Below are 20,272 nucleotides of genomic sequence, written 5' to 3'. Positions count from 1 at the left end.
TCCATGGCAACGCTTGAAATCCACGACCTGCACGTCTCCGTCGAGGCCGAGAACGGCGCCCGCGAGATCCTCAAGGGCGTCGACCTCACCGTCAAGCAGGGTGAGACGCACGCCATCATGGGTCCGAACGGCTCCGGCAAGTCCACCCTGGCCTACTCCCTGGCCGGTCACCCGAAGTACACCATCACCGGTGGCACCGTGACCCTCGACGGCGAGGACGTCCTCGAGATGTCCGTCGACGAGCGCGCCCGCGCCGGCGTCTTCCTCGCCATGCAGTACCCGGTCGAGGTCCCCGGCGTCTCGGTCTCCAACTTCCTGCGCACCTCGGCCACCGCCATCCGTGGCGAGGCGCCGAAGCTGCGCACGTGGGTGAAGGAGGTCAAGGCCGCGATGGAGCAGCTGCAGATGGACCCGGCCTTCGCCGAGCGCAACGTCAACGAGGGCTTCTCCGGCGGTGAGAAGAAGCGCCACGAGATCCTCCAGCTGGAGCTCCTCAAGCCGAAGATCGCGATCCTCGACGAGACCGACTCCGGCCTGGACGTCGACGCCCTGCGCGTCGTCTCCGAGGGCGTCAACCGGGTCCGTGAGGGCGGCGAGGTCGGCACCCTGCTGATCACGCACTACACGCGCATCCTCCGCTACATCAAGCCCGACTTCGTGCACGTGTTCGCGAACGGCCGCATCGCCGAGTCCGGTGGCGCCGAGCTCGCCGACCAGCTGGAGGCCGAGGGTTACGACAAGTACGTGAAGGGTGGCGCGACCGCGTGACACAGCTGCCCGGCCTCCTCGACATCGAGGCGATCCGCAAGGACTTCCCCCTGCTGGATCGTGTGGTCCACGACGGGAAGAAGATCGTCTACCTGGACAACGCGGCGACCTCCCAGAAGCCGCGCCAGGTGCTCGACGCGCTGAACGAGTACTACGAGCGGCACAACGCGAATGTGCACCGCGGCGTACACGTGCTCGCCGAGGAGGCCACGGCGCTGTACGAGGGCGCTCGTGACAAGGTCGCCACCTTCATCAACGCGCCCAGCCGCGACGAGGTGATCTTCACCAAGAACGCCTCGGAGTCGCTCAACCTGGTCGCGAACATGCTCGGCTGGGCGGACGAGCCCTACCGGGTCGACCGCGAGACCGAGATCGCCATCACGGAGATGGAGCACCACTCCAACATCGTGCCGTGGCAGCTGCTCGCGCAGCGCACCGGCGCGAAGCTGAAGTGGTTCGGCCTGACCGACGACGGCCGGCTCGACCTGTCCAACATCGAAGAGGTCATCACGGAGAAGACGAAGATCGTCTCCTTCACGCTGGTCTCCAACATCATGGGCACGGTCAACCCGGTCGAGGCGATCGTGCGGCGCGCCCAGGACGTCGGCGCCCTCGTGCTGATCGACGCCTCCCAGGCCGCCCCGCACATGCCGCTGGACGTGCAGGCGCTCGGCGCCGACTTCGTGGCCTTCACCGGCCACAAGATGTGCGGCCCGACCGGCATCGGCGTCCTCTGGGGCCGCCAGGAGCTGCTGGAAGACCTGCCTCCGTTCCTCGGTGGCGGCGAGATGATCGAGACCGTGTCGATGCACGCCTCGACCTACGCCCCGGCACCCCACAAGTTCGAGGCCGGTACGCCCCCGATCGCCCAGGCCGTCGGCCTCGGTGCGGCCGTGGACTACCTGACCGCGATCGGCATGGACAAGATCGCCGCGCACGAGCACGCGATCACGGAGTACGCGATCAAGCGCCTCGCCGAGGTGCCCGACCTGCGGATCATCGGCCCCACCACGGCCGAGGACCGCGGAGCCGCGATCTCCTTCGTGCTGGGCGACATCCACCCGCACGACGTGGGCCAGGTGCTGGACGAGCAGGGCATCGCCGTACGCGTGGGTCACCACTGCGCGCGCCCGGTCTGCCTGCGCTACGGAATTCCTGCGACCACGCGAGCGTCTTTCTACCTGTACTCCTCTCCGGCCGAGGTCGACGCCCTGGTCGACGGGCTGGAGCACGTACGGAACTTCTTCGGCTGAGGGGGGCGACGAAGCAGTGAAGCTGGATTCGATGTACCAGGAACTGATCCTGGACCACTACAAGCACCCGCATGGGCGTGGCCTGCGCGACGGCGACGCCGAGGTGCACCACGTCAATCCGACGTGCGGTGACGAGATCACGCTGCGCGTGAAGTACGACGGCGAGACGCTGACCGACGTCTCGTACGAGGGCCAGGGCTGCTCGATCAGCCAGGCCAGCGCGTCCGTACTGAACGAGCTGCTCGTGGGCAAGGAACTCGCCGAGGCGCAGAAGATCCAGAGCGTGTTCCTGGAGCTGATGCAGTCCAAGGGCAAGGTCGAGCCCGACGAGGCGATGGAGGAGGTGCTGGAGGACGCGATCGCGTTCGCCGGTGTCTCCAAGTATCCCGCGCGCGTGAAGTGTGCTCTGCTGAGCTGGATGGCGTGGAAGGACGCGACCGCCCAGGCACTGGGCGACGCGGAGAGGAAGACGGCATGACCGAGAACGCGACGCCCGAGGCGTCGATCAAGCCGGCCACCGAGGAGGAGGTCCGCGAGGCCCTCTACGACGTGGTCGACCCCGAGCTGGGCATCGATGTCGTCAACCTGGGCCTGATCTACGGCATCCACATCGACGACGCGAACATCGCGACCCTCGACATGACGCTGACCTCGGCGGCCTGCCCGCTGACGGACGTCATCGAGGACCAGGCGAAGTCGGCGACGGACGGCATCGTCAACGAACTCCGCATCAACTGGGTCTGGATGCCCCCGTGGGGCCCGGACAAGATCACGGACGACGGCCGTGAGCAACTGCGCGCGCTCGGCTTCAACGTCTGATCGACGCCCGCAGGTGAGGGCCCCCGGCACGGTCGTGCCGGGGGCCCTCCCTGTTCTCCGGGCGGACGGATGGTGTGCACCGGGTGTTGGCCGCGGTGGCCGAATCTTCTCGACGGCCGTCACGCCGTGACGCAGCACACGAGAGGACCATCCGTGACCGTTCGCCTTTCACCGGGTCGCCGCCTGGGCGCCGCGGGCGTCGCAGGAGCCGCGGCCCTGCTCCTCGCCGGGGCGCTCCCGCCCGCGTACGCCGCCGGGCGCACCGCCGGGTACGCCGACCCGACGATCTCGCTCTCCGCCACGCACCTGAGCGGCGCGGTGGGCGCGTACGGCGACCCCGCCGTGACGGTGGACGTGGAGCAGGCCGGGATCCCGGCGGGCTTCCTGAGGCTGCGGGTGGTGTCCTCCAGCAACCCCGCGGTGGCGGACGCGGGCGACGTACGGCAGGAGCGGAACCGGACGGGCGAGCGCGTCCTGACGGTGCGGCCCCGCAGCCAGGGCTACACCGACCTGACCCTCGAAGTGACGGGCCGCGGCGGCCGCAAGGCCACGGCCACCCTCTCCTACGCCGCCTCGGCGCGGGTTTCCGGCGCACCCACCACCCGCTACCTCACCGGCTCCGCGGACGCCTCGGCCGCCGTCGACGTGGGCGGCGGTCACGTGCTGGTGGCCGACGACGAGTCCAACGTGCTGCGCCTGTACGACCGCGCCCGCTCCGGCGCACCGGTCAGGACCTGGGACCTGGGCCCCGCGCTCGGCTGGAAGAAGGAGGCCGACATCGAGGCCGCCGCCCGGGTGGGGGACACCGTCTACTGGACGGGCTCGCTGGGCAACAACAAGGACGGCAAGTACAAGGCCGAGCGGAACACCGTCTTCACCACGCGGATCACCGGCTCCGGGGCCGCCACCGAGATCGTCTTCGGCAGCGCCTACAAGGGCCTGCGCGAGGACCTGATCGCCTGGGACACCGCGCACGGCAACCGCTACGGCTTCGCGGCCGGGACCGCGGCCGGGCAGACGCCGAAGCAGATCGACGGGTTCAACGTGGAGGGCCTGGAATTCGCGCCCGGCTCCACGACCACCGCCTACCTGGGCTTCCGTGCCCCGCTGGCGCCCGTGGTGCCCGGCGGAAAGGCCCTGCTCGTACCGGTCGTCAATCTGGACCAGGTCGTCGCGACGGGGGCCCGGGCGGTGTTCGGCGAGCCGGTGGAGATGGACCTGGGCGGGCTCGCCGTCCGCGACCTCCGCAAGAACGCCGCCGGCCAGTACCTGATCCTGGCGGGCTCCTACGCCGCCGACGACAACTCCGACCCGTACGCCCTCTACCAGTGGGACGGGATCCCCGGGCACGCCCCGAAGAAGCGGGCGGACCTGCCCACCACCGACCCCGGCGGCTGGGAGGCCCTGGTGAACGTGCCCGACCTGCGGGTCCCCGGCGCGCGCGTCCAGCTGATCACCGACAGCGGCGCCGCCGACCTGTACGGCGACGGCAAGGAGGCCAAGGACCTCGGCCACCCGGAGTGGAAGAAGGCCCGCGCGGCCTGGTTCACCCTGCGCTGACGCCCGCCCGCGGCGCCGCGAGCACCTCGCCGGGGTGCTCGTGGCGCAGCCTGCGGTCCAGGTACAGCAGCCCGGACACCAGCGGGGGGAAGGCCAGGAGCAGAGCGGCCCCCAGCAGCGCGCCGGGCGGGCCCCACAGGAGCGCGGCGGCGTACGCGGCCCCGGGCGCGAGCACCCAGCCCGGGGCCGCGACCCCCAGGGTCCGCCACCAGGAGCCGCGGACCAGGACGGCCGAACGCCGCAGGGCCGCCGCGGGGCCGAGCCCCTCGTACCCGGCGGCCGTGGGCGCCAGGGACAGCAGCACCCCGAGCCAGAGGGACACCGGGGCGAGCAGCAGCGGCGCCGGTGGCGGCAGGCCCGCGGCGAGGCATGCCGCGGGCGGGGCGGCGACCGCCGCCAGGACCAGCAGCTGGGCGCCGAGCACCGCCGGGGCGCGGGCCGCGGCCGCCCGCAGCAGACCGGGCGCCGTCACCGGCCGGCCGAGCACCGAGGGCCGGAGCAGGGCCGCGGCCAGGGCGGTGACCAGCGCACAGGCGGACAGCAGGAACAGGGCGGCCACGGCCGGGACGAGCACGGGGACCGGGTTGCGGCCTCCTGCGGCGAGCACCGGGGCCGCGAGCGCGGCGAGCGCGGCGGTGACCGGCAGGCAGCCGAGCAGCCCGAGCAGCAGGGCGCCGAGCAGGTGCCCGCCGTGGCGGCCGAGGCAGCTCAGGGCGCCGCCGAGGATCTCGCCGGGACCCAGCGGGCGCAGCGGCACCGGCCCGGGCCGCAGCGGATGCGGGGCGGGGCCGGCCCCGGGCGGGTACGGGGCCGCTCCCGGCCGGGGCAGGTCCGGGCCGTCGCAGCTGCCCGTGCGTGGCTGCGCCATGTCCGGGCCCCCTGTCCCCTCGGCCGAGGCGGACACCGTAACCGGGCGGGGCGCAGGAGTCCCGGGTCGTGCGGGCCCTCCTTCGGCCGGAGGCACGGTACGACGGCGGCTCGGCGGCGGCCCTGCTTCGATGTGTACGGCCGTACGCAACGATGTGTACCCTCGTACACATGCCTTACGTACTGCTCGCCGCGGCCATCGTCGCCGAGGTCGCCGGGACCACCGCCATGAAGTACAGCGACGGCTTCACGAAGCTCTGGCCCTCGCTGGGCACCCTGCTCGGGTACGTCATCGCCTTCACCCTGCTCGCGCAGACGCTCAAGTCGATGTCGGTCGGTACGGCGTACGCGATCTGGGCCGGGGTCGGCACGGCCGCGATCGCCGCCATCGGCATGGTGTTCCTGGGCGAGCAGGCCACCGCGGCGAAGATCGCCGGGATCGCGCTGGTGATCGGCGGGGTGGTCCTGCTGAACCTCGGGGGGGCCCACTGATGGCCCCGGGCGCGCGCCGCCGCTACGACCCCGAGCGGCGGCAGCGGATCATCGACGCGGCGATCCGGGTGGTGGGGGCCAAGGGCATCGCGGGGCTCAGCCACCGCAGCGCGGCCGCGGAGGCCGACGTACCGCTCGGCTCGACCACCTACCACTTCGCGACGCTCGACGACCTGCTCGTCGCGGCGCTGCACCAGGCCAACCAGGCCTTCGCCGAGGCCGTGGCCGCCTCGCCGGCCCTGGCCGATCCGGAGGCGGACCTGGCGGGCGCGCTGGCCCGGCTGCTCGGCGAGTTCCTCGCCGGGGACCGCGGCCAGGTGGAGCTGGAGTACGAGCTCTACCTCGCCGCCCTGCGCCGCCCCGCGCTGCGGCCGGTGGCGGCCCAGTGGTGCGAGTCGGTGGTGACGGCCCTGGCCGCACGCACGGACCCGGTGACGGCGCGGGCCCTGGTCGCGGTGATGGACGGCATCGGGCTCCAGGTCCTGCTGACGGACGCGGCGTACGACGAGCCGTACGCCCGCGAGGTCCTGAGCCGGGTGCTGGGTCCTCGGTAGGGCCCGGCAGGATCCGAGGGGGGCGGGCCTATGAGGCCCCCGCCGTGCGGACGGCCGCGAGGGCCGCCCGGACGCTCGCCTCGATGTCCCCGATCGGGTAGAACACCTCGCGGACCGTGCGTTCGCGGTCGAGCACCAGGGTCAGCCGCTTGATCCGGCTCACCCCCGCCGCCCGGAAGGTCGGCAGCCGCAGCGCCGCCGTCAAGGTCAGCTCCGCGTCCGACAGGAGGGGGAAGCGCAGCCCCTCCTGCTCCGCGAACTCCCGCTGTTCGTCCGGCCGCTGGGTCGACACCCCGTGCACCGTGGCCCCCGCCTCCGTGAACAGGGCGAGCTGGTCGCGGTAGGTGCACGACTCGAAGGTGCAACCCTTGGCGCCCGGGATCCCCGCCCAGCCCGGCGGGTAGGCCTCGGCGCGGGCGTACGCGCCGGGGAAGCAGTACAGGACGGTGAACGGGGTGTCGGCGACGGGGTCGCGCAGCTCGCCGGTCCGGTCCGGCAGCAGCAGCTCCGGCAGCCTGGTGCCGCGCAGTGCGTGGACCCGCGCCGCCTCCCGCGAGGCCTCGTCGGCCGTCGCCGTCATCTCTCCCTCTCCCAGGACCCAGGTGTCTCCCCAGTCCTGGAGGGCCACCAGGACCGGCAGCAGCGCCCGCCCGCGCGGGGTCAGCCGGTAGGCGTGCCGCACCGGGCGTTCCTGGTACGGCTCGCGCGTCAGCACCCCGGCCTCGACCAGCAGCTTCAGCCGCTCCGCCAACACCTTCCGGGACACGCCCAGTTCGCGCTGGAGCTCGTCGAAGCGGTGCAGGCCGCGCGCCGCGTCGCGCACGATCAGCAGCGTCCACCAGTCGCCCACGACGTCGAGCGCCTGCGCGATGGAGCAGTCGTCGTCGCCGAGGTGTGTGCGCTGGGCCATGGCACTCCTTATGTCCGTTGACCCCAGGCTGTCATGCTGACATAGTCCGTTCCCAAAAGGAACTAACCATCTGGAGATGTGGGGGACACGGGTGTGCTGAAGGGGTTCAAGGACGTACCGCGGACTGTGTGGCTGCTGGCTGCGGGGGTCTTCGTCAATGCGGTCATCAGCTTCACCTTCGTCTTCGTCTTCCTCTACCTGACCGGGCCGCGGGCCCTGGGCGCCGCCGAAGCCGGCCTCGTCACCGGCATCGGCGGCGTCGGCCTCGTCGCGGGCAACTTCACCGGCGGCTGGTACGGCGACCGCTTCGGCCACCGCCGGGTGCTGCTCGTCGCCTCCGCCCTCGGCGGCCTCGCCCTGACGGCGCTCCCGCTGCTGCCGACCCCGCTGCTGTACGCCGCCCTGCCGCTGGCCGAGTACGCCTCCGGGGTGGTGCGGGCGGCCAACTCCGCCCTGGTCGCCGTCACCGTGCCCGAAGGGGCCCGCCGCCAGGCCTTCGCCGTCGTGCGCTGTGCGGCCAACGGCGGCTTCACCCTCGGCCCGCCCCTCGGAGCCCTGGTCGCGACCGGGATCTCGTACGACTGGCTCTTCGTCGGCGACGGGCTCGGCACCCTCCTCCTCGCCCTGTGGACCGCCCGGGTCGTCCCGGCCCGCGGCGCCCCCGCCAAGCCCGCCGCGGCCCCGGACGGGGGTCTGGGCCGCGGCGCCCGCGGCATCCGGAGCGAACTGCGGGCCAGGCCCGCCCTGCTGGTCCTCCTCGGCGCGATCCTGGTCACCGACCTCGTCTACCGCCAGCAGTACGGGGCGTTCCCGCTCTTCCTCGCCGAACAGGGCCTGGACGCGAGGGTGTTCGGCCTCGTCATCGCGCTCAACGGCGGGGTCATCCTGCTGCTGGAACTGCCCGCCGCGATCGCCCTGCGCAAGCGGCCCGCGCTGCCCGTCATCGGCACCGGGCTGGTACTGGTCGGCGCCGGGTACGCGGCGCTGCTGCTCGGGGCCGGGCTCGCGGGGGCCGTGCTGATGATGGTGCTGCTGAGCCTCGGCGAGATCCTGTACAAGACCACCGCCACCGCCTACGTCGCCGACCAGGCGCCCGAACACGCCGTCGGACGCTTCCAGAGCCTGTACGCCGGGGTCTCCGTCAGCGGGGTCGTCCTCGGCCCGCCGCTGGGCGGGGCGCTGTACTCCGCGGCGCCCGGGCTGTTGTGGCCGCTGTGCGCGGTGCTGGCGGCGGGGGCGGGCGCAGCGGTCCTGTGGGCCTCCCGGCTCAAGGGGGGCGGGGCGGGCGGGGCGGACGGGCCGGGTGGAGCGGACGGGGCTGATCCGGAGCCGCGACACGCGGCGCGACCGGCACATGAGACCGGTTCGCGACCCCGGGCCGTCGCCGGTTAGGTTTCAGGCATGACTGCTACGCGTACCACCGGCGCCGTCGCCGCCGGACTTGCCACCATCACCGCCGACGGCACCGTCCTCGACACCTGGTTCCCCGCCCCCCAGCTGGTCGACGCGCCCGGCCCGGCCGGCACCGAGCGCCTCACCGCCGACCAGGCCGTGGAGCTGCTGGGCGCCACCGCTCCGAAGGCGATCCGCTCGGACGCGGTGCGCGGCGTCGAGGTCGTGGCCGTCCGTACGGTGATCTCCTCGCTCGAGGACAAGCCGTTGGACGCGCACGACGCGTACCTGCGCCTGCACCTGCTCAGCCACCGCCTGGTCAAGCCGCACGGCCAGAACCTCGACGGGGTCTTCGGCCTGCTGACCAACGTGGCCTGGACCTCGCTGGGCCCGGTCGCGGTCGACCAGGTCGAGACCGTCCGCCTCAACGCCCGAGCCGAGGGCCTGCACCTCCAGGTCACCTCGATCGACAAGTTCCCGCGGATGACGGACTACGTCGCCCCCAAGGGCGTGCGCATCGCCGACGCGGACCGCGTCCGCCTCGGCGCGCACCTCGCCGAGGGCACCACCGTCATGCACGAGGGCTTCGTCAACTTCAACGCCGGCACCCTCGGCACCTCCATGGTCGAGGGCCGCATCTCCGCGGGCGTCGTCGTCGGCGACGGCTCCGACATCGGCGGCGGCGCCTCCACCATGGGCACCCTGTCGGGCGGCGGCAAGCAGATCATCTCGATCGGCGAGCGCTGCCTGGTCGGTGCCGAGGCGGGCGTCGGCATCGCCCTGGGCGACGAGTGCATCGTCGAGGCCGGCCTGTACGTGACCGCGGGCACCCGCGTCACCCTGCCGGACGGCCAGATCGTCAAGGCCCTGGAGCTCTCGGGCGCCAGCAACATCCTCTTCCGCCGCAACTCGGTCACCGGCGCCGTCGAGGCCCGCCCGAACAACGCGGTCTGGGGCGGCCTGAACGAGGTCCTCCACAGCCACAACTGACCCGCGCGGTCCGGCTGTCACGAACGCCCTCCCACCCCGTCCGGGGCGGGAGGGCGTCCGGCCGTACGGATGCCCCCTGTGCCTGGCTGCGTCTGCCCGGCCTTCCTGCGCTTTCCTACGCTTTCCTGCGCTGTGCGCGCAGCCGGGCCTGGGCGGCCTTGCGCTGCTCCCTGGCCATGCCGTACGCGGTCCACTTGCCGCGGTGCTGGTAGCAGCGGGAGTGGCCCACCATCGCGGGCCTGCGGCAGCGGCCGCTGGGTTCGAGCGGCGCCCCGCACTTCGGCTGAGTCATGGTCCTGCCCCCTCGACGGACCCTCGGGCGGGGCCCCCGTCCACGGTGGCCGAGGCGGCCACCGGCCCGGGAGGCGCGGCGGGGTGGCGCCGGGGGCACGGCCCGCGCGCGTCAGCGCAGGGGGAGGGAACGGATCACTTCGGCGAAGGCCTGCTGCTCCGCCTCGGTCAGCTCCACCGACTCCATCGGGTGCGCGGCGGCGCTGCGCTGGGCCGGGATCACCGGGAGGCCGTCGAAGGCGCCCGGCTCCGGGTGGTGGAAGCGGCTGTCCCACAGCATGTGGCCGAGGCCGACCACCCAGACCAGGGTGGCCACGAAGAGGACGGCGAGGCCGATCTCCTGGGCGAGCGAGATGGAGGGGAACACTCGGTCCTCCGGAGGGTGCGGGCGGTACAAGCCGGGGCAAGATCGGGCGTGCAGACACTCAACACCACAACCGGCCGGTTCGGTGAGGATGTGGCGAGCCTCACGCCAGGGCCGAAAGTCCCGACCTCGCCCGGAATGCGGACGGTCACCCAGAGGCACGGGAGCGCGCACGGGAGTGCGGGAGGCGCCGGATGCAGCGGCGCCGACCGCCGTGGCCCTGGCGGGGCCGGGTCACGGCTCCAGGAGCAGCTTGAAGCCCTCGTGGCTGCGCGCGAAGCCCAGGCGCTCGTAGAACCGGTGCGCCGCCGTGCGCCGCTTGTTGCTGGTCAGCTGGACGAGGCCGCACCCGCGTCCGCGGGCCCGCTCGACGGCCCGCCGCATCAGTTCCGCGCCCAGGCCGGCGCCCCGCCGGTCCGGGCGGACCCGTACCGCCTCCACCAGGGCCCGCTCCCGTCCGCCCTGGCCCAGGCCCGGCACGTACGTCAGCTGGAGGCAGCCCAGGACGGTCCCGTCCGCCCCGTCCGTCAGGACCAGCATCTCGTTGCGGGGGTCCGCCCCGATGGCGGCGAAGGCCCGCTCGTGCTCCTCGGCGACGACCACCGACGCCGGGTCCACGACCCGGTCCTCGTCGGCCAGCAGGGCCAGCACGGCCGGCAGGTCGGCGCGCGTGGCGGTACGGAAGATCATGGCCAGGAGTGTGGCAGGGGGCCCGGCCGGGACGGCGGCCGGGCCCCCTGCGGTCCGGGGAGACTACGGGCGGAAACGCAGCACCTGCGGGTCGTGGTCGCTGTTCTGCGCCGAGAACTCGGCGTTGATGTGCACGCTGTCGTACGTGAACTGCTTGATCGCCGGGCTGGTCAGGATCTGGTCCAGCACCTGGGCGTTGCCCTGGTAGACGTACGAGTACCGCTCCGACTTCGGCAGCGAGGTGATCGCCGGGTGCAGTGCCCCGCCGTCCGCCAGCGCCTGCGTGGTCGCCGAGAACTCGAAGTCGTTGATGTCGCCGAGGACGAGGACGTTCGCGTTCTTCTGCGCCGCGAGGATCTCCTTCACGAAGCCGTTCACGGCCTGCGCCTGGAGCAGCCGCTTCTCCTCCGACTTGCGCAGCGGCGGCTGGTGGTGCGAGGTCAGCCCCTCGTCGCCGCCCTTGGAACCGAAGTGGTTGGCGATCACGAAGACCGTCTTGCCCTTGAAGACGAACTCACCGGCCAGCGGCTTGCGGCTGTCGGCCCACGCCGGGTTGGCGGGGTCCACGCGGCCGGGGGAGTGGGTCAGCGCGGCCTTGCCGTTCGCCGAGGTCACCCCGGTCGCCGTCACCGCGTCGCCCGGGGCGCGCTCGGTGAAGGAGACCCGCGCCGGGTTGTAGAGGAACACCTGGCGGATGTTGCCGCCGGGCTCGCCGCCGTCCTTCTTGTCCTCCGGGTCGACGGTCGTCCACTGGTAGGCGGGGCCGCCCGCCGCGGCGATCGCCGCGGTGAACTTTGCCAGGGTCTGCCCGGCCGAGACGGTGCCGTCGTTCTTGGCGCCGTTGTCGTCCTGGATCTCCTCCAGCGCGAGGACGTCGGGCGAGGCGAGGTTCTCGACGACGGCCTTCGCCAGCGCGTCGAACTTCTCCTGCGGGTCGGTCGGGTCGAGGTTCTCGACGTTGTACGTGGCCACCGCGAGTTCGTTCGCGGCCTGCGGCTTGGTCTTCTCGGGGGCGAGGGTGCCCGCCTTGACCGTGCCGAGGGTGCGGGCCACCAGGGTGTAGCCGCCGAACTGGTTGAAGTCCAGCGGGCCCTCGGTGGTGCCCGTCAGCTTGTCGCCGACGTTGGCCACCGGGAAGGGCTGCTGCGCGACGGGCGCGAGCTGCTGGATCTGGAGGCGGCCGGTGTTCTGGGACTCGTAGGAGCCGTAGACCGTACCGCCGCGCTTGGCGGCGTTCTCCCAGCCCTTCACCGTGACCCAGAGCTCGGAGTACGGGTCGGTGGCGCCGACGACGCGGGAGGTGCCGATCTTGACGTTCATGCCCTCGAGGGACTCGTAGAAGTCCAGGGCGTAGCGCGAGGGCTCCAGGGTCAGGCCGTTGATGCTGCCGTCGGCGGCCGGGTCGCCGGCCGGGGCGTAGCCGGCGGGCACGGTGTACTCGTTGACCGCGGCGGCCTGCGGCAGCGCATTGCCCGAGGAGACCACGGTGACCGTCGGCTTGGAGATCTGCGTCACCGACTGGTTGCCGGAGGTGAGACCGCCCGGGACGTACTCGCCGACCGTGCCGGTGACCTTGACGGCGTCGCCCACGGCGACGGTCGGGACCGAGCTGGTGAAGACGAACACGCCCTCGCTGGTGGCCGCGTCGTCGTCGGCGTCCGGGTCCTGGATCCAGAAGCCGCGCGAGCCGTACGTGCGCACGCCCGTCACGATGCCCTCGACGTCGGTGACCTGCTTGCCGTTGAGCGGGGATATCCGGGTGGTGCCCTGGATGTCGTGAATGCGTATCGGATCGGCGGACGCGGCGCCCTCGGCCGCGTCGGCGGAGCCCACGAGCAGGCCGGTGGCCAGGGCGGTGGCGACGAGGGCCGCGACGGCGGCGGAACGGGGATGCGAGGAGCGCATGGTCAGGAACTCCGGTGTGTGGATGAGGAAAGAGGGGGCGGTGCCGGTGCAGCGGTGATCCGTGGATCGAAGTGGTGCAAGTCGTACATGTGGCGTGCGATCGGTGGGATCTGCGGTCACCCGGGGGTCCGTCACATGTCTACGCGCGTCAATTTCCTGTGTGGCCAGCAAAGTTGTCAAGGCCTCCAGGGGATACACCTGCTGACTGTGGGATGAACCAAAGGCGATGGCCCGGCGGGAGCGCCCGAATTGCGTCTACGCTGGGACGCCGAAAGACCGTCACCACCGTCACCACGGCCACACGGCGACACGGCCACAGGCCATTTCGCCCCGTCGCCCCACAGCCCCACCGCGTCCGCGAGGAGAACCGCCCCATGTCCGCAGAGCCGCACCCCTCGCTGCCGCCGGTACGGCTGCATCCCGATGCGGAACTCGCCCGCGACGCGCTCGTCGCCCCGCTGTTCGCCCGGGCCGTGCGCCTGGCCCGCTGGGCCGGGCCCGACACCCGCGTCGACACCGGCGGCGAACTCGTCGCCGCGCAGCTGCCCGAGGCGGTCGCCGTGCTCGGCCTCGACGCCGCCGACCCGGAGGCCACGGCGTTCGCGAGCCAGGCCTGGCGGGTGGCCGTGGACAGCGGCCTCGTGGACGTGACCGAGCCGGAGGAGGACACCGGGGCGGACGGCGAGGCGCAGTTCGGCACCGCCGCCCCCGGCGAGGACCTGGCCCTGGTGACGAGCGGTACGCCCGGGGACGTGCTCGACCTGTGGCTGGCCGCGGTGGACACCGTGCTCGCGGACGCGGCCGTGCCCGACCTGGACGACCTCGTCGACGCGCTCGACGAGGGCGGCGAGATCGACTTCGACCAGCTGGACTGGAACCCGCGCCGCGAGGCGGACTTCCTCGACGGGGTCCTCGCCAACCTCTACCTGCTGACCGTCGCCGAAGGCGGGGCGGCGGACGCGCCCGTCCCGCTGCCGGTGCTCGCCGCGTCGATGGTCGTGCCCGAGGGCATGGGCGAGCCGACCGACGCCGTGCTGGAGCAGGTCTCGGACGCGATGATGCGCCTGGACGACCAGTTCCGGCAGATGGAACCCATCGGGCTGGTCGAGTTCCGGCCCGTCGACGAGGCGCTGATGGCAGAGGCCGGGGAACCGGCCGCGGCGGCGGGCGTGCGCGCCGATCCGGGCGCTGCCGACGAGGACGACGAGGACGTCTCCCGGTACGGGATGGTCCGGCTGACCCCGCTCGGCCTCTACGGGATCCGCGCCCGGATGCTGGAGGCCGGGGTCGAGGCCCCGGCGGTCGGCGACCTGGCCGACAAGGGCGCGGACGCGCTGCTCGACGCGGTCGCCTCCTACCCCGAGAGCGCCGCCCAGGCCGAGATCGAGCAGTGGCTCCAGGGGCGCGAACTGTCCGCCGCCGCGGCCGAACTGCTGGCGGCGGCCCGCGGGGACGACGACGGGGGCCCGCTGCGCCGGCTGCGCTGCCAGCAGGCCCTCGCACCGGCCGGACCGGAGGCCGAGCCCGCGGTCCGCGCGGTGCTGGACGACGCGGAGCTCGGCGGTCTGGCCCGGGTCTGGCTGGCCGAGCGCGGGGCGAGCGACGTACCGGCGCCGGACCCGGCGATGGTGTTCTGGCTGACGGTCGACACGATCGCGGCGCAGCTCGCGGCGGACGGGGAGACGGAGGAGCTGCCCCTCCTGATGGAGTCCCTGACGGCCCACCACGCGGGCTTCTTCGAGCAGGTGTGGCGGGTGGAGCACCCGGCGACGGCGTACGTGCTGGAGTCGATGGGCCGGCTGCACCCGGACAAGAAGTCGGCGAAGGAGGCCCGCAAGGCCGCCTTCAAGGCGCGCTCGCGCCAGCCCTGGCCGGGCGGCCACTCCTGACGGGGCGGGCCACGGGAGGCCGTTGACGGCGGGGCGGACGGCCGTCCCCCGACGGTCGGCTCGGGCCGCAGTTCCGGCTGCGGGCGCGGGAGCCGCGCCCGCAGCCGTGCCGGGGGCAGCGCCGGAGCGGCGCCCGCAGCCGCGTCCGGGCCCCGCCGATGGCCGTGCCGGAGCCTTCCCGTGAGTCGTGCCGGGGCCGTGTCAGGGATCGGGCTGAAGCCGCTGGGGCCGCGCCCGCAGCCGCGCTGAGGCCGGCTGGGGCCGCTGCCGATGGCCGCACTGAAGCCGCGCCGGGCCGTCCGATGGCCGCGCCGGGGCCGTGCCACCGCTGCGTCGGGAGCCGTGCCGGGGGCTGCGCCGGTGGCCGTGACGTCGCTGTGTCGGGGCCGCGCCCCGGACATGCCAGGGGTGCCTCGTGGGGTGGCGGGGGGCGACAATGCGCCGTTCCCGGGGCGGACTTGGCCATTCCAGGGCCCTCCGAGGGGGCGGCTGCCCTTCGTGGGTAGTTCAGCCGCCGTTCACGTGCGGGCGGGAGCGTGTGCGCCGACGACCGTACGACAGGCGCACCACCTCCCCACCCTGGAGATCCGATGCCGCTCAGCCGCAGAGACTTCACCGCCCGTACCGTCCTCGCAGGCGCGGGCGTCGCGCTCACCGGGACGGTCGCAGCCCTCGCCACCGCTCCGGGGGCGCTGGCGGCCGAGGACGGCACGCGGCGCGACGAGCAGGGCCGCCCCTGCGAGCCCGGCTACGGCCCCCTCGTCCCCGACCCGGCCGGACTGCTCGCGCTCCCCGCCGGGTTCACCTACCGCGTGATCACCCACAGCGGGGTGACGAAGCTGGAGTCCGGCGAGAGCACCCCGTCCCACCACGACGGCACCGCCGCCTTCGAGGGCCGCCGCGGGGTCACCCTCCTCGTCAACAACCACGAGCTCAGGGGCCGCCGGGAGGACTGGCCCCACCCCGTCCCGCACACCGAGGGCCTCGTCTACGACCCGGCCGCGGCGGGCGGCTGCACGGTCGTCGAGGTCCGGCGCGGCGGCGGGGTCGCCGAATGGGTGGGCATCGCCGGTACGTCCACCAACTGCGCGGGCGGTTCCACCCCCTGGGGCACCTGGCTGACCTGCGAGGAGAGCTCGGACCTCGCGGGCAGGAACGGCATGACCAAGGACCACGGCTACGTCTTCGAGGTGGACCCGCACGACCGCCGCGCCAACCGCGACCCGCGCCCGGTCAAGGCCTTCGGCCGCTACGACCACGAGGCCGTGGTCATCGACCCGCGCCAGGGCCACGCCTACCTGACCGAGGACGCCTCCGGCCCCAACGGGCTGCTCTACCGCTGGACCCCGCCGGGCGGGTTCCGCCACGGCCGAGGCCGCCTGCGCACCCTCGCGGCGGACGCGGGCGTGCTCCAGGCGGCGAAGTGCTTCGACAGCTCGGGCCGGCTCGTCGACGACCTCAGCCGCGCGAGCCGCACCGGCACCGTCTACGGGGTCGACTGGGTGGACGTACCGGACCGCGACGCGCGGACCGTGCCGGTCCGCAAGCAGTTCGCGGACGGGGCGGTGACGCGGGGGCGCAAGCTGGAGGGCATGTGGTGGGCCGACGGAGGCGCGTACTTCGTCTCCTCCTTCGCCCGTGCGGAGAGCCCGGGCGCGGCGCACGACGGCCAGGTGTGGTTCTACGACCCCAAGCGGCGCACGATCCGGCTCACCGTCCTGATCGGGGTGAACGCGGACCCGTCGACCGGCGGCGGCTACGACGGCCCGGACAACATCACGGTGTCGCCCTACGGAGGCCTCGTCATCGCCGAGGACGGCTCGGGCCTCCAGCACCTCTTCGGTACGACCGACTCCGGCCGCACCTACCCGCTGGCGCGCAACGAGCTGAACATCGGCTCGGCCGAGGAACCGGAGTACTCCGAGTTCACCGGCGTCTGCTTCTCCCCGGACGGGCGGACGCTGTACGCCAGTCTCCAGGCCCCGGGGATCATGCTGGCCGTCACGGGCCCGTGGCGGCGCTCCAGCTGATCTCCGCAGGCCGGGCGGCCGCGGGCGTCACTGAGCCGCGGCGACGTCCCCGCGGCTGGCCGCGGCCCACTCCTCGAGCAGGAATTCGTACGCCGCGGAGGGCCATTCCTCGTCCACCCGGGTTTCGACCAGGTGCCTGATCGCCTCGTTCGCCTCTGCGGCGGACGGGCGGGCGGGACCCGCGGCCCGGAGTGTCTGATGCATGCTTCAAGGCTACGGGCGGGCACTGACAGCAACGCGCGCATTACGGGTGGCATCCATCACCCGCTACGGCCCGCTGTGGCTGCATGTGCCCGCCCACCTGCTCAGAGTGCCTGCGAGGCGGGCTTGACCATGCCGCGCACTGTGCGGGACTTCACAAAGTCGCCCAGGGCCGTCATCTCCCACTCGCCGGAGAACTGCTTGATCAGCTTCGCCATCATCACGCCGGTCTGCGGCTCGGCGCCCGTGAGGTCGAAGCGCACCAGCTCCTCGCCGGTCGCCGCGTCGATCAGGCGGCAGTACGCCTTGGCGACCTCGGTGAACTTCTGGCCGGAGAAGGAGTTGACGGTGAAGACCAGGCCGGTGGCATCGGCGGGCAGCCGGCCGAGGTCCACGACGATCACCTCGTCGTCCCCGGCACCCTCGCCGGTGAGGTTGTCACCGGAGTGCTTGATGGAGCCGTTGAGGATGGACAGCTTGCCGAAGTAGCAGCTGTCGAGGTGGTTGCGCTGCGGGCCGTACGCGATGACCGAGGCGTCGAGGTCGATGTCCTTGCCGCGGAAGGCGGGCTCCCAGCCGAGGCCCATCTTGACCTGGGAGAGCAGCGGCCGGCCGCCCTTGACCAGGGAGACGGTCTGGTTCTTCTGGAGGTTGACCCGGCCCTTGTCCAGATTGATCTTCCCTGCGCCGAGGGGCGCGGCGGGGGCGGGGGCCGCGGGGGCCGGCGCGGCCGGGGCGGGCGTGGTGGCGCCGCCGAGCCAGGGGGAGACCGGAGGGGCCGTGGGCGGGGCGGGCGGAGCCGGCGGCACGGGCGGGACGACGGTGACGGGCGCGGCGGGCGGAGCCGGCTCGTCCTCCACCGAGACGCCGAAGTCGGTGGCGATGCCCGCGAGGCCGTTGGAGTACCCCTGGCCGACCGCGCGCACCTTCCACACGCCGCCGCGCTGGTACACCTCGACCACGACGAGGGCCGTCTCGCTGCCCAGCTGCGGCGGGGTGAAGGTGGCGATCAGCGAGCCGCCGTCCGCATTGCGCACGGTGGCGGTGGGCTCGACGCCCTGGAAGGTCTGTCCGGCGGCGTCGGGGCTGGCGGTGACCACGATCCGCTCGATGCCGGGCGGCAGCGCCCCGGTGTCCACGGTGATCGAGTCCGGGGCGCTGCCGCCGCCCGACCGGTAGCTGACACCGGGCCCGGCGGGCTGGTTGTAGAAGATGAAGTCGGCATCGGAGCGCACCTTGCCGTCTGCCGTGAGGAGGAGTCCCGATACGTCGAGCCGCACCGGAGCAGCCACGTCCACCGTCACCCGGACGGCATTGAGCGGCAGATTGGAACCAGGGGTCATAGCGGTCATGCCCGGAGAACGACCGGAGGTGCTTTGCCGTTCCCTTACCCTCGCGGGAGATTTCAGCGCCGGTTGCGCGGGTGGTTCTTCGCCATGCGCTCGTTGCCGAACTTGTACGCCCCGGTCCAGCGGGCCATCACGAGCTGGGCGTCGCCGGACTCCACCTCGGCCAGGAACTTGTCGGCGCGGCCCCCGCGCAGGGTGCCTGCGGCGCGGCCCTGGTGGGTGATGACGACGCAGTGGTCGGCGCGCACCTCGTACGTGAATCCGTGTGGTCTCGGCATGGGCCGCAGCCTGCCCCGCCGCGGGCGGGGCAGGCAACGCAATTACCCGGGCGGGCTCAGCCCCCGGTGACCCGGCGCGGCAGCCCCAGGGGGTTGGCCTCGCGCAGTTCCGCCGGGAGGAGGGCGTCCGGCACCGACTGGAAGGCCACCGGCCGCAGCCAGCGCTCGATCGCCGTGCCGCCGACCGAGGTGGAGTGGGAGGTGGCCGCGGGGTACGGCCCGCCGTGGTGCTGGGCCGGGGCGACGGCGACCCCGGTCGGCCAGCCGTTGACCACGATCCGCCCGGCCAGCCCCGTGACCTGGCCGATCAGCTCGGCGGCCGGACCCGGCGCGCCTGCGGTCTCGGCGGCCGACAGCTGGAGCGTGGCGCTCAGGTTCCCCGGCAGCCGCCCGAGCACCGCCGCGGCCTCGCCCTGGTCCCCGTACCGCACCACGACGGTGACGGGGCCGAAGCACTCCTCCAGCAGCAGCTCGTACGCCCCGCCCTCCAGGAGAGAGCCGGCCGCCACGGTCAGGTAGCCCGCGCCCACCGTGTGCTCCCCGCCGGAGCCCGGGGTGACGGGCGCGGCGACGCCCGGCAGGGCCGCGCGTGCGGCCACGCCGGAGACGAAGTTCTCCCGCATCCGGTGGTCCAGGAGCACCCCCGGCTCGGTCTCGCCGAGCGCCTTGGTGAGCGCGTCGGCGAGCCGGTCGCCGTCCGGGCCCTCGGGGACCAGCACCAGGCCGGGCTTCACGCAGAACTGGCCGACGCCGAGGGTGACCGCGCCCGCGAGCCCGGCGCCGATCTCCTCGGCGCGTTCGGCGGCGGCGGCCGGGGTGACCACGACGGGGTTGAGCGAGCCGAGCTCGCCGTGGAAGGGGATGGGCACGGGCCGGGCGGCTGCCGCGTCGAACAGGGCCCGTCCGCCGCGGACCGAACCGGTGAACCCGGCGGCGGCCACCAACGGGTGGCGGATCAGCTCCAGGCCCGCGTCGAAGCCGTGGACCACGGTCACCACGTCGGCCGGCAGCCCGGTGGCCACGGCCGCCCGGCGCAGCAGCGAGGCGCACAGCTCGGAGGTGGCCGGGTGGTCGGGGTGCGCCTTGACCACCACCGGGCAGCCGGCGGCCAGCGCGCTCGCGGTGTCCCCGCCGGGGACGGAGAAGGCGAGGGGGAAGTTGGAGGCGGCGTAGACCGCGACCACGCCCAGCGGCACCTTGTAGCGCCGCAGTTCGGGGCGCGGCGGGCTGAGGGCGGGGTCGGCGCGGTCGATCCGGACGTCGAGGTACGCCCCCTCGTCCACGGCGTCGGCGAAACCGCGCAGCTGGCCGGTGGTGCGGGCGAGTTCTCCCGTGAGGCGGCCCGGGCCGAGCGCGGTCTCGGCGTCGGCGGCCTCGATGACGTGGGCGGCGGCCTCGTCGAGCAGGGCGGCGGCCGCGCGCAGGAAGGCGGCGCGGGCGGGGGCGTCGGCCAGGGCGGCACGGGCTTCGTGTGCCGCGCGGACGGCTCCGTCGACCTCCTGGGGTGTGGCCTCCGCCGCAACCTGCTCGCGCGGCCTTCCGGTGCGGGGGTCCACACTCCAGACTGGTGTCGCTGTCATGGCCCGCTGCCTCCTGGATCGTTCAGTATTCTGAACGCCGTTCCGGTGGATGAATGATCACATCTGCTGCGGACTCTATTTCCGCGCCCT

21 protein-coding genes are annotated in these 20,272 nt (G+C 73.4%); 11 read left to right on the top strand and 10 right to left on the bottom strand.

The features are described 5' to 3' along the window. Window positions 1-3: 3 nt before the first annotated feature. The 5 genes from sufC to IO30_RS0129855 all read left to right on the top strand — a co-directional run bounded on the left by sufC (window position 4) and on the right by IO30_RS0129855 (window position 4,400). Window positions 4-768, top strand: coding sequence for a Fe-S cluster assembly ATPase SufC (gene sufC / locus IO30_RS0129875; RefSeq protein ID WP_031148089.1), 765 nt, complete (start codon window positions 4-6; stop codon window positions 766-768). After that, window positions 765-2,021 carry a cysteine desulfurase gene (locus IO30_RS0129870; RefSeq protein WP_031148087.1) on the top strand — a complete coding sequence of 419 codons (1,257 nt, stop codon included), beginning with the start codon at window positions 765-767 and terminating at the stop codon, window positions 2,019-2,021. The genes sufC and IO30_RS0129870 overlap by 4 nt, the downstream gene beginning before the upstream one ends. A 16-nt stretch (window positions 2,022-2,037) precedes the next feature. Further along, complete coding sequence (gene sufU / locus IO30_RS0129865; protein WP_031148086.1) at window positions 2,038-2,499, top strand: Fe-S cluster assembly sulfur transfer protein SufU; 462 nt, start codon at window positions 2,038-2,040, stop codon at window positions 2,497-2,499. Further along, the gene (locus IO30_RS0129860) at window positions 2,496-2,840 is read left to right on the top strand and encodes a metal-sulfur cluster assembly factor (protein WP_030388904.1); all 345 of its coding nucleotides are present in this window, start codon (window positions 2,496-2,498) and stop codon (window positions 2,838-2,840) included. The genes sufU and IO30_RS0129860 overlap by 4 nt, the downstream gene beginning before the upstream one ends. A 153-nt stretch (window positions 2,841-2,993) precedes the next feature. Beyond that, the gene (locus IO30_RS0129855; RefSeq protein ID WP_107065201.1) at window positions 2,994-4,400 is read left to right on the top strand and encodes a hypothetical protein; all 1,407 of its coding nucleotides are present in this window, start codon (window positions 2,994-2,996) and stop codon (window positions 4,398-4,400) included. On the opposite strand, the gene IO30_RS0129850 is transcribed toward IO30_RS0129855, so the two are convergent. Then, window positions 4,387-5,268, bottom strand: a complete 882-nt coding sequence (locus tag IO30_RS0129850; RefSeq protein WP_031148082.1) for a hypothetical protein — start codon at window positions 5,266-5,268, stop codon at window positions 4,387-4,389. The two genes, IO30_RS0129855 and IO30_RS0129850, sit on opposite strands and share 14 nt — an antisense overlap. 170 nt (window positions 5,269-5,438) lie before the next feature. Here IO30_RS0129850 and IO30_RS0129845 point away from each other — a divergent pair, with 170 nt between their 5' ends. Continuing rightward, the gene (locus IO30_RS0129845) at window positions 5,439-5,759 is read left to right on the top strand and encodes a DMT family transporter (RefSeq protein WP_031148080.1); all 321 of its coding nucleotides are present in this window, start codon (window positions 5,439-5,441) and stop codon (window positions 5,757-5,759) included. Beyond that, a complete protein-coding gene (locus IO30_RS0129840; RefSeq protein ID WP_031148078.1) occupies window positions 5,759-6,313 on the top strand; it encodes a TetR/AcrR family transcriptional regulator in 555 nt (184 codons plus the stop codon). The genes IO30_RS0129845 and IO30_RS0129840 overlap by 1 nt, the downstream gene beginning before the upstream one ends. Before the next feature lie 28 nt (window positions 6,314-6,341). Here the strand turns inward: IO30_RS0129840 and IO30_RS0129835 are convergent, their stop codons facing one another. Further along, window positions 6,342-7,223: a winged helix-turn-helix transcriptional regulator gene (locus tag IO30_RS0129835; protein ID WP_031148076.1), complete on the bottom strand. Its 882-nt coding sequence runs from the start codon at window positions 7,221-7,223 to the stop codon at window positions 6,342-6,344. A gap of 78 nt (window positions 7,224-7,301) precedes the next feature. Between IO30_RS0129835 and IO30_RS0129830 the strand changes: the two genes are divergently transcribed. Together IO30_RS0129830 and dapD are read left to right on the top strand one after the other, a co-directional pair. Further along, window positions 7,302-8,615, top strand: a complete 1,314-nt coding sequence (locus tag IO30_RS0129830; protein ID WP_037895658.1) for an MFS transporter — start codon at window positions 7,302-7,304, stop codon at window positions 8,613-8,615. 9 nt (window positions 8,616-8,624) lie between these two features. After that, window positions 8,625-9,605 carry a 2,3,4,5-tetrahydropyridine-2,6-dicarboxylate N-succinyltransferase gene (dapD, locus tag IO30_RS0129825; RefSeq protein WP_031148072.1) on the top strand — a complete coding sequence of 327 codons (981 nt, stop codon included), beginning with the start codon at window positions 8,625-8,627 and terminating at the stop codon, window positions 9,603-9,605. A 115-nt stretch (window positions 9,606-9,720) separates the two neighbouring features. Here the strand turns inward: dapD and IO30_RS46135 are convergent, their stop codons facing one another. The 4 genes from IO30_RS46135 to IO30_RS0129805 form a co-directional block, all read right to left on the bottom strand. Next, window positions 9,721-9,897: a hypothetical protein gene (locus IO30_RS46135; RefSeq protein WP_167347296.1), complete on the bottom strand. Its 177-nt coding sequence runs from the start codon at window positions 9,895-9,897 to the stop codon at window positions 9,721-9,723. 111 nt (window positions 9,898-10,008) lie between these two features. Further along, complete coding sequence (locus IO30_RS0129815) at window positions 10,009-10,263, bottom strand: hypothetical protein (RefSeq protein ID WP_031148070.1); 255 nt, start codon at window positions 10,261-10,263, stop codon at window positions 10,009-10,011. A gap of 231 nt (window positions 10,264-10,494) precedes the next feature. Next, window positions 10,495-10,950, bottom strand: coding sequence for a GNAT family N-acetyltransferase (locus tag IO30_RS0129810; protein WP_031148068.1), 456 nt, complete (start codon window positions 10,948-10,950; stop codon window positions 10,495-10,497). A 63-nt stretch (window positions 10,951-11,013) separates the two neighbouring features. Next, window positions 11,014-12,855 (bottom strand): endonuclease/exonuclease/phosphatase family protein, encoded by a 1,842-nt coding sequence (locus IO30_RS0129805; protein WP_031148066.1) that lies wholly within the window; start codon window positions 12,853-12,855, stop codon window positions 11,014-11,016. A gap of 374 nt (window positions 12,856-13,229) precedes the next feature. Between IO30_RS0129805 and IO30_RS0129800 the strand changes: the two genes are divergently transcribed. Beyond that, window positions 13,230-14,744 carry a hypothetical protein gene (locus tag IO30_RS0129800; RefSeq protein ID WP_031148065.1) on the top strand — a complete coding sequence of 505 codons (1,515 nt, stop codon included), beginning with the start codon at window positions 13,230-13,232 and terminating at the stop codon, window positions 14,742-14,744. Window positions 14,745-15,334: 590 nt separating this feature from the next. Continuing rightward, on the top strand, window positions 15,335-16,774 hold the full coding sequence (locus IO30_RS0129795) for an alkaline phosphatase PhoX (RefSeq protein ID WP_031148063.1): 1,440 nt from the start codon (window positions 15,335-15,337) through the stop codon (window positions 16,772-16,774). A gap of 27 nt (window positions 16,775-16,801) precedes the next feature. Here IO30_RS0129795 and IO30_RS46130 read toward each other — a convergent pair whose 3' ends face one another. The 4 genes from IO30_RS46130 to IO30_RS0129775 form a co-directional block, all read right to left on the bottom strand. Then, on the bottom strand, window positions 16,802-16,978 hold the full coding sequence (locus IO30_RS46130; RefSeq protein ID WP_167347295.1) for a hypothetical protein: 177 nt from the start codon (window positions 16,976-16,978) through the stop codon (window positions 16,802-16,804). Window positions 16,979-17,079: 101 nt separating this feature from the next. Then, on the bottom strand, window positions 17,080-18,327 hold the full coding sequence (locus IO30_RS0129785; protein WP_199921112.1) for a TerD family protein: 1,248 nt from the start codon (window positions 18,325-18,327) through the stop codon (window positions 17,080-17,082). Between the two features lie 53 nt (window positions 18,328-18,380). Then, the gene (locus IO30_RS0129780; protein WP_031148059.1) at window positions 18,381-18,602 is read right to left on the bottom strand and encodes a hypothetical protein; all 222 of its coding nucleotides are present in this window, start codon (window positions 18,600-18,602) and stop codon (window positions 18,381-18,383) included. A gap of 56 nt (window positions 18,603-18,658) precedes the next feature. Next, entirely contained in the window at window positions 18,659-20,182 is a 1,524-nt protein-coding gene (locus IO30_RS0129775; RefSeq protein WP_031148057.1) for an aldehyde dehydrogenase (NADP(+)), read from the bottom strand. Between the last annotated feature and the right edge of the window lie 90 nt (window positions 20,183-20,272).

It is taken from the genome of Streptomyces xanthophaeus, from assembly GCF_000725805.1.
Lineage (GTDB): Bacteria > Actinomycetota > Actinomycetes > Streptomycetales > Streptomycetaceae > Streptomyces > Streptomyces xanthophaeus.
The sequence above is the reverse complement of the archived record's forward strand: the minus strand, read 5'-3'. Positions and strand labels throughout refer to the sequence as shown.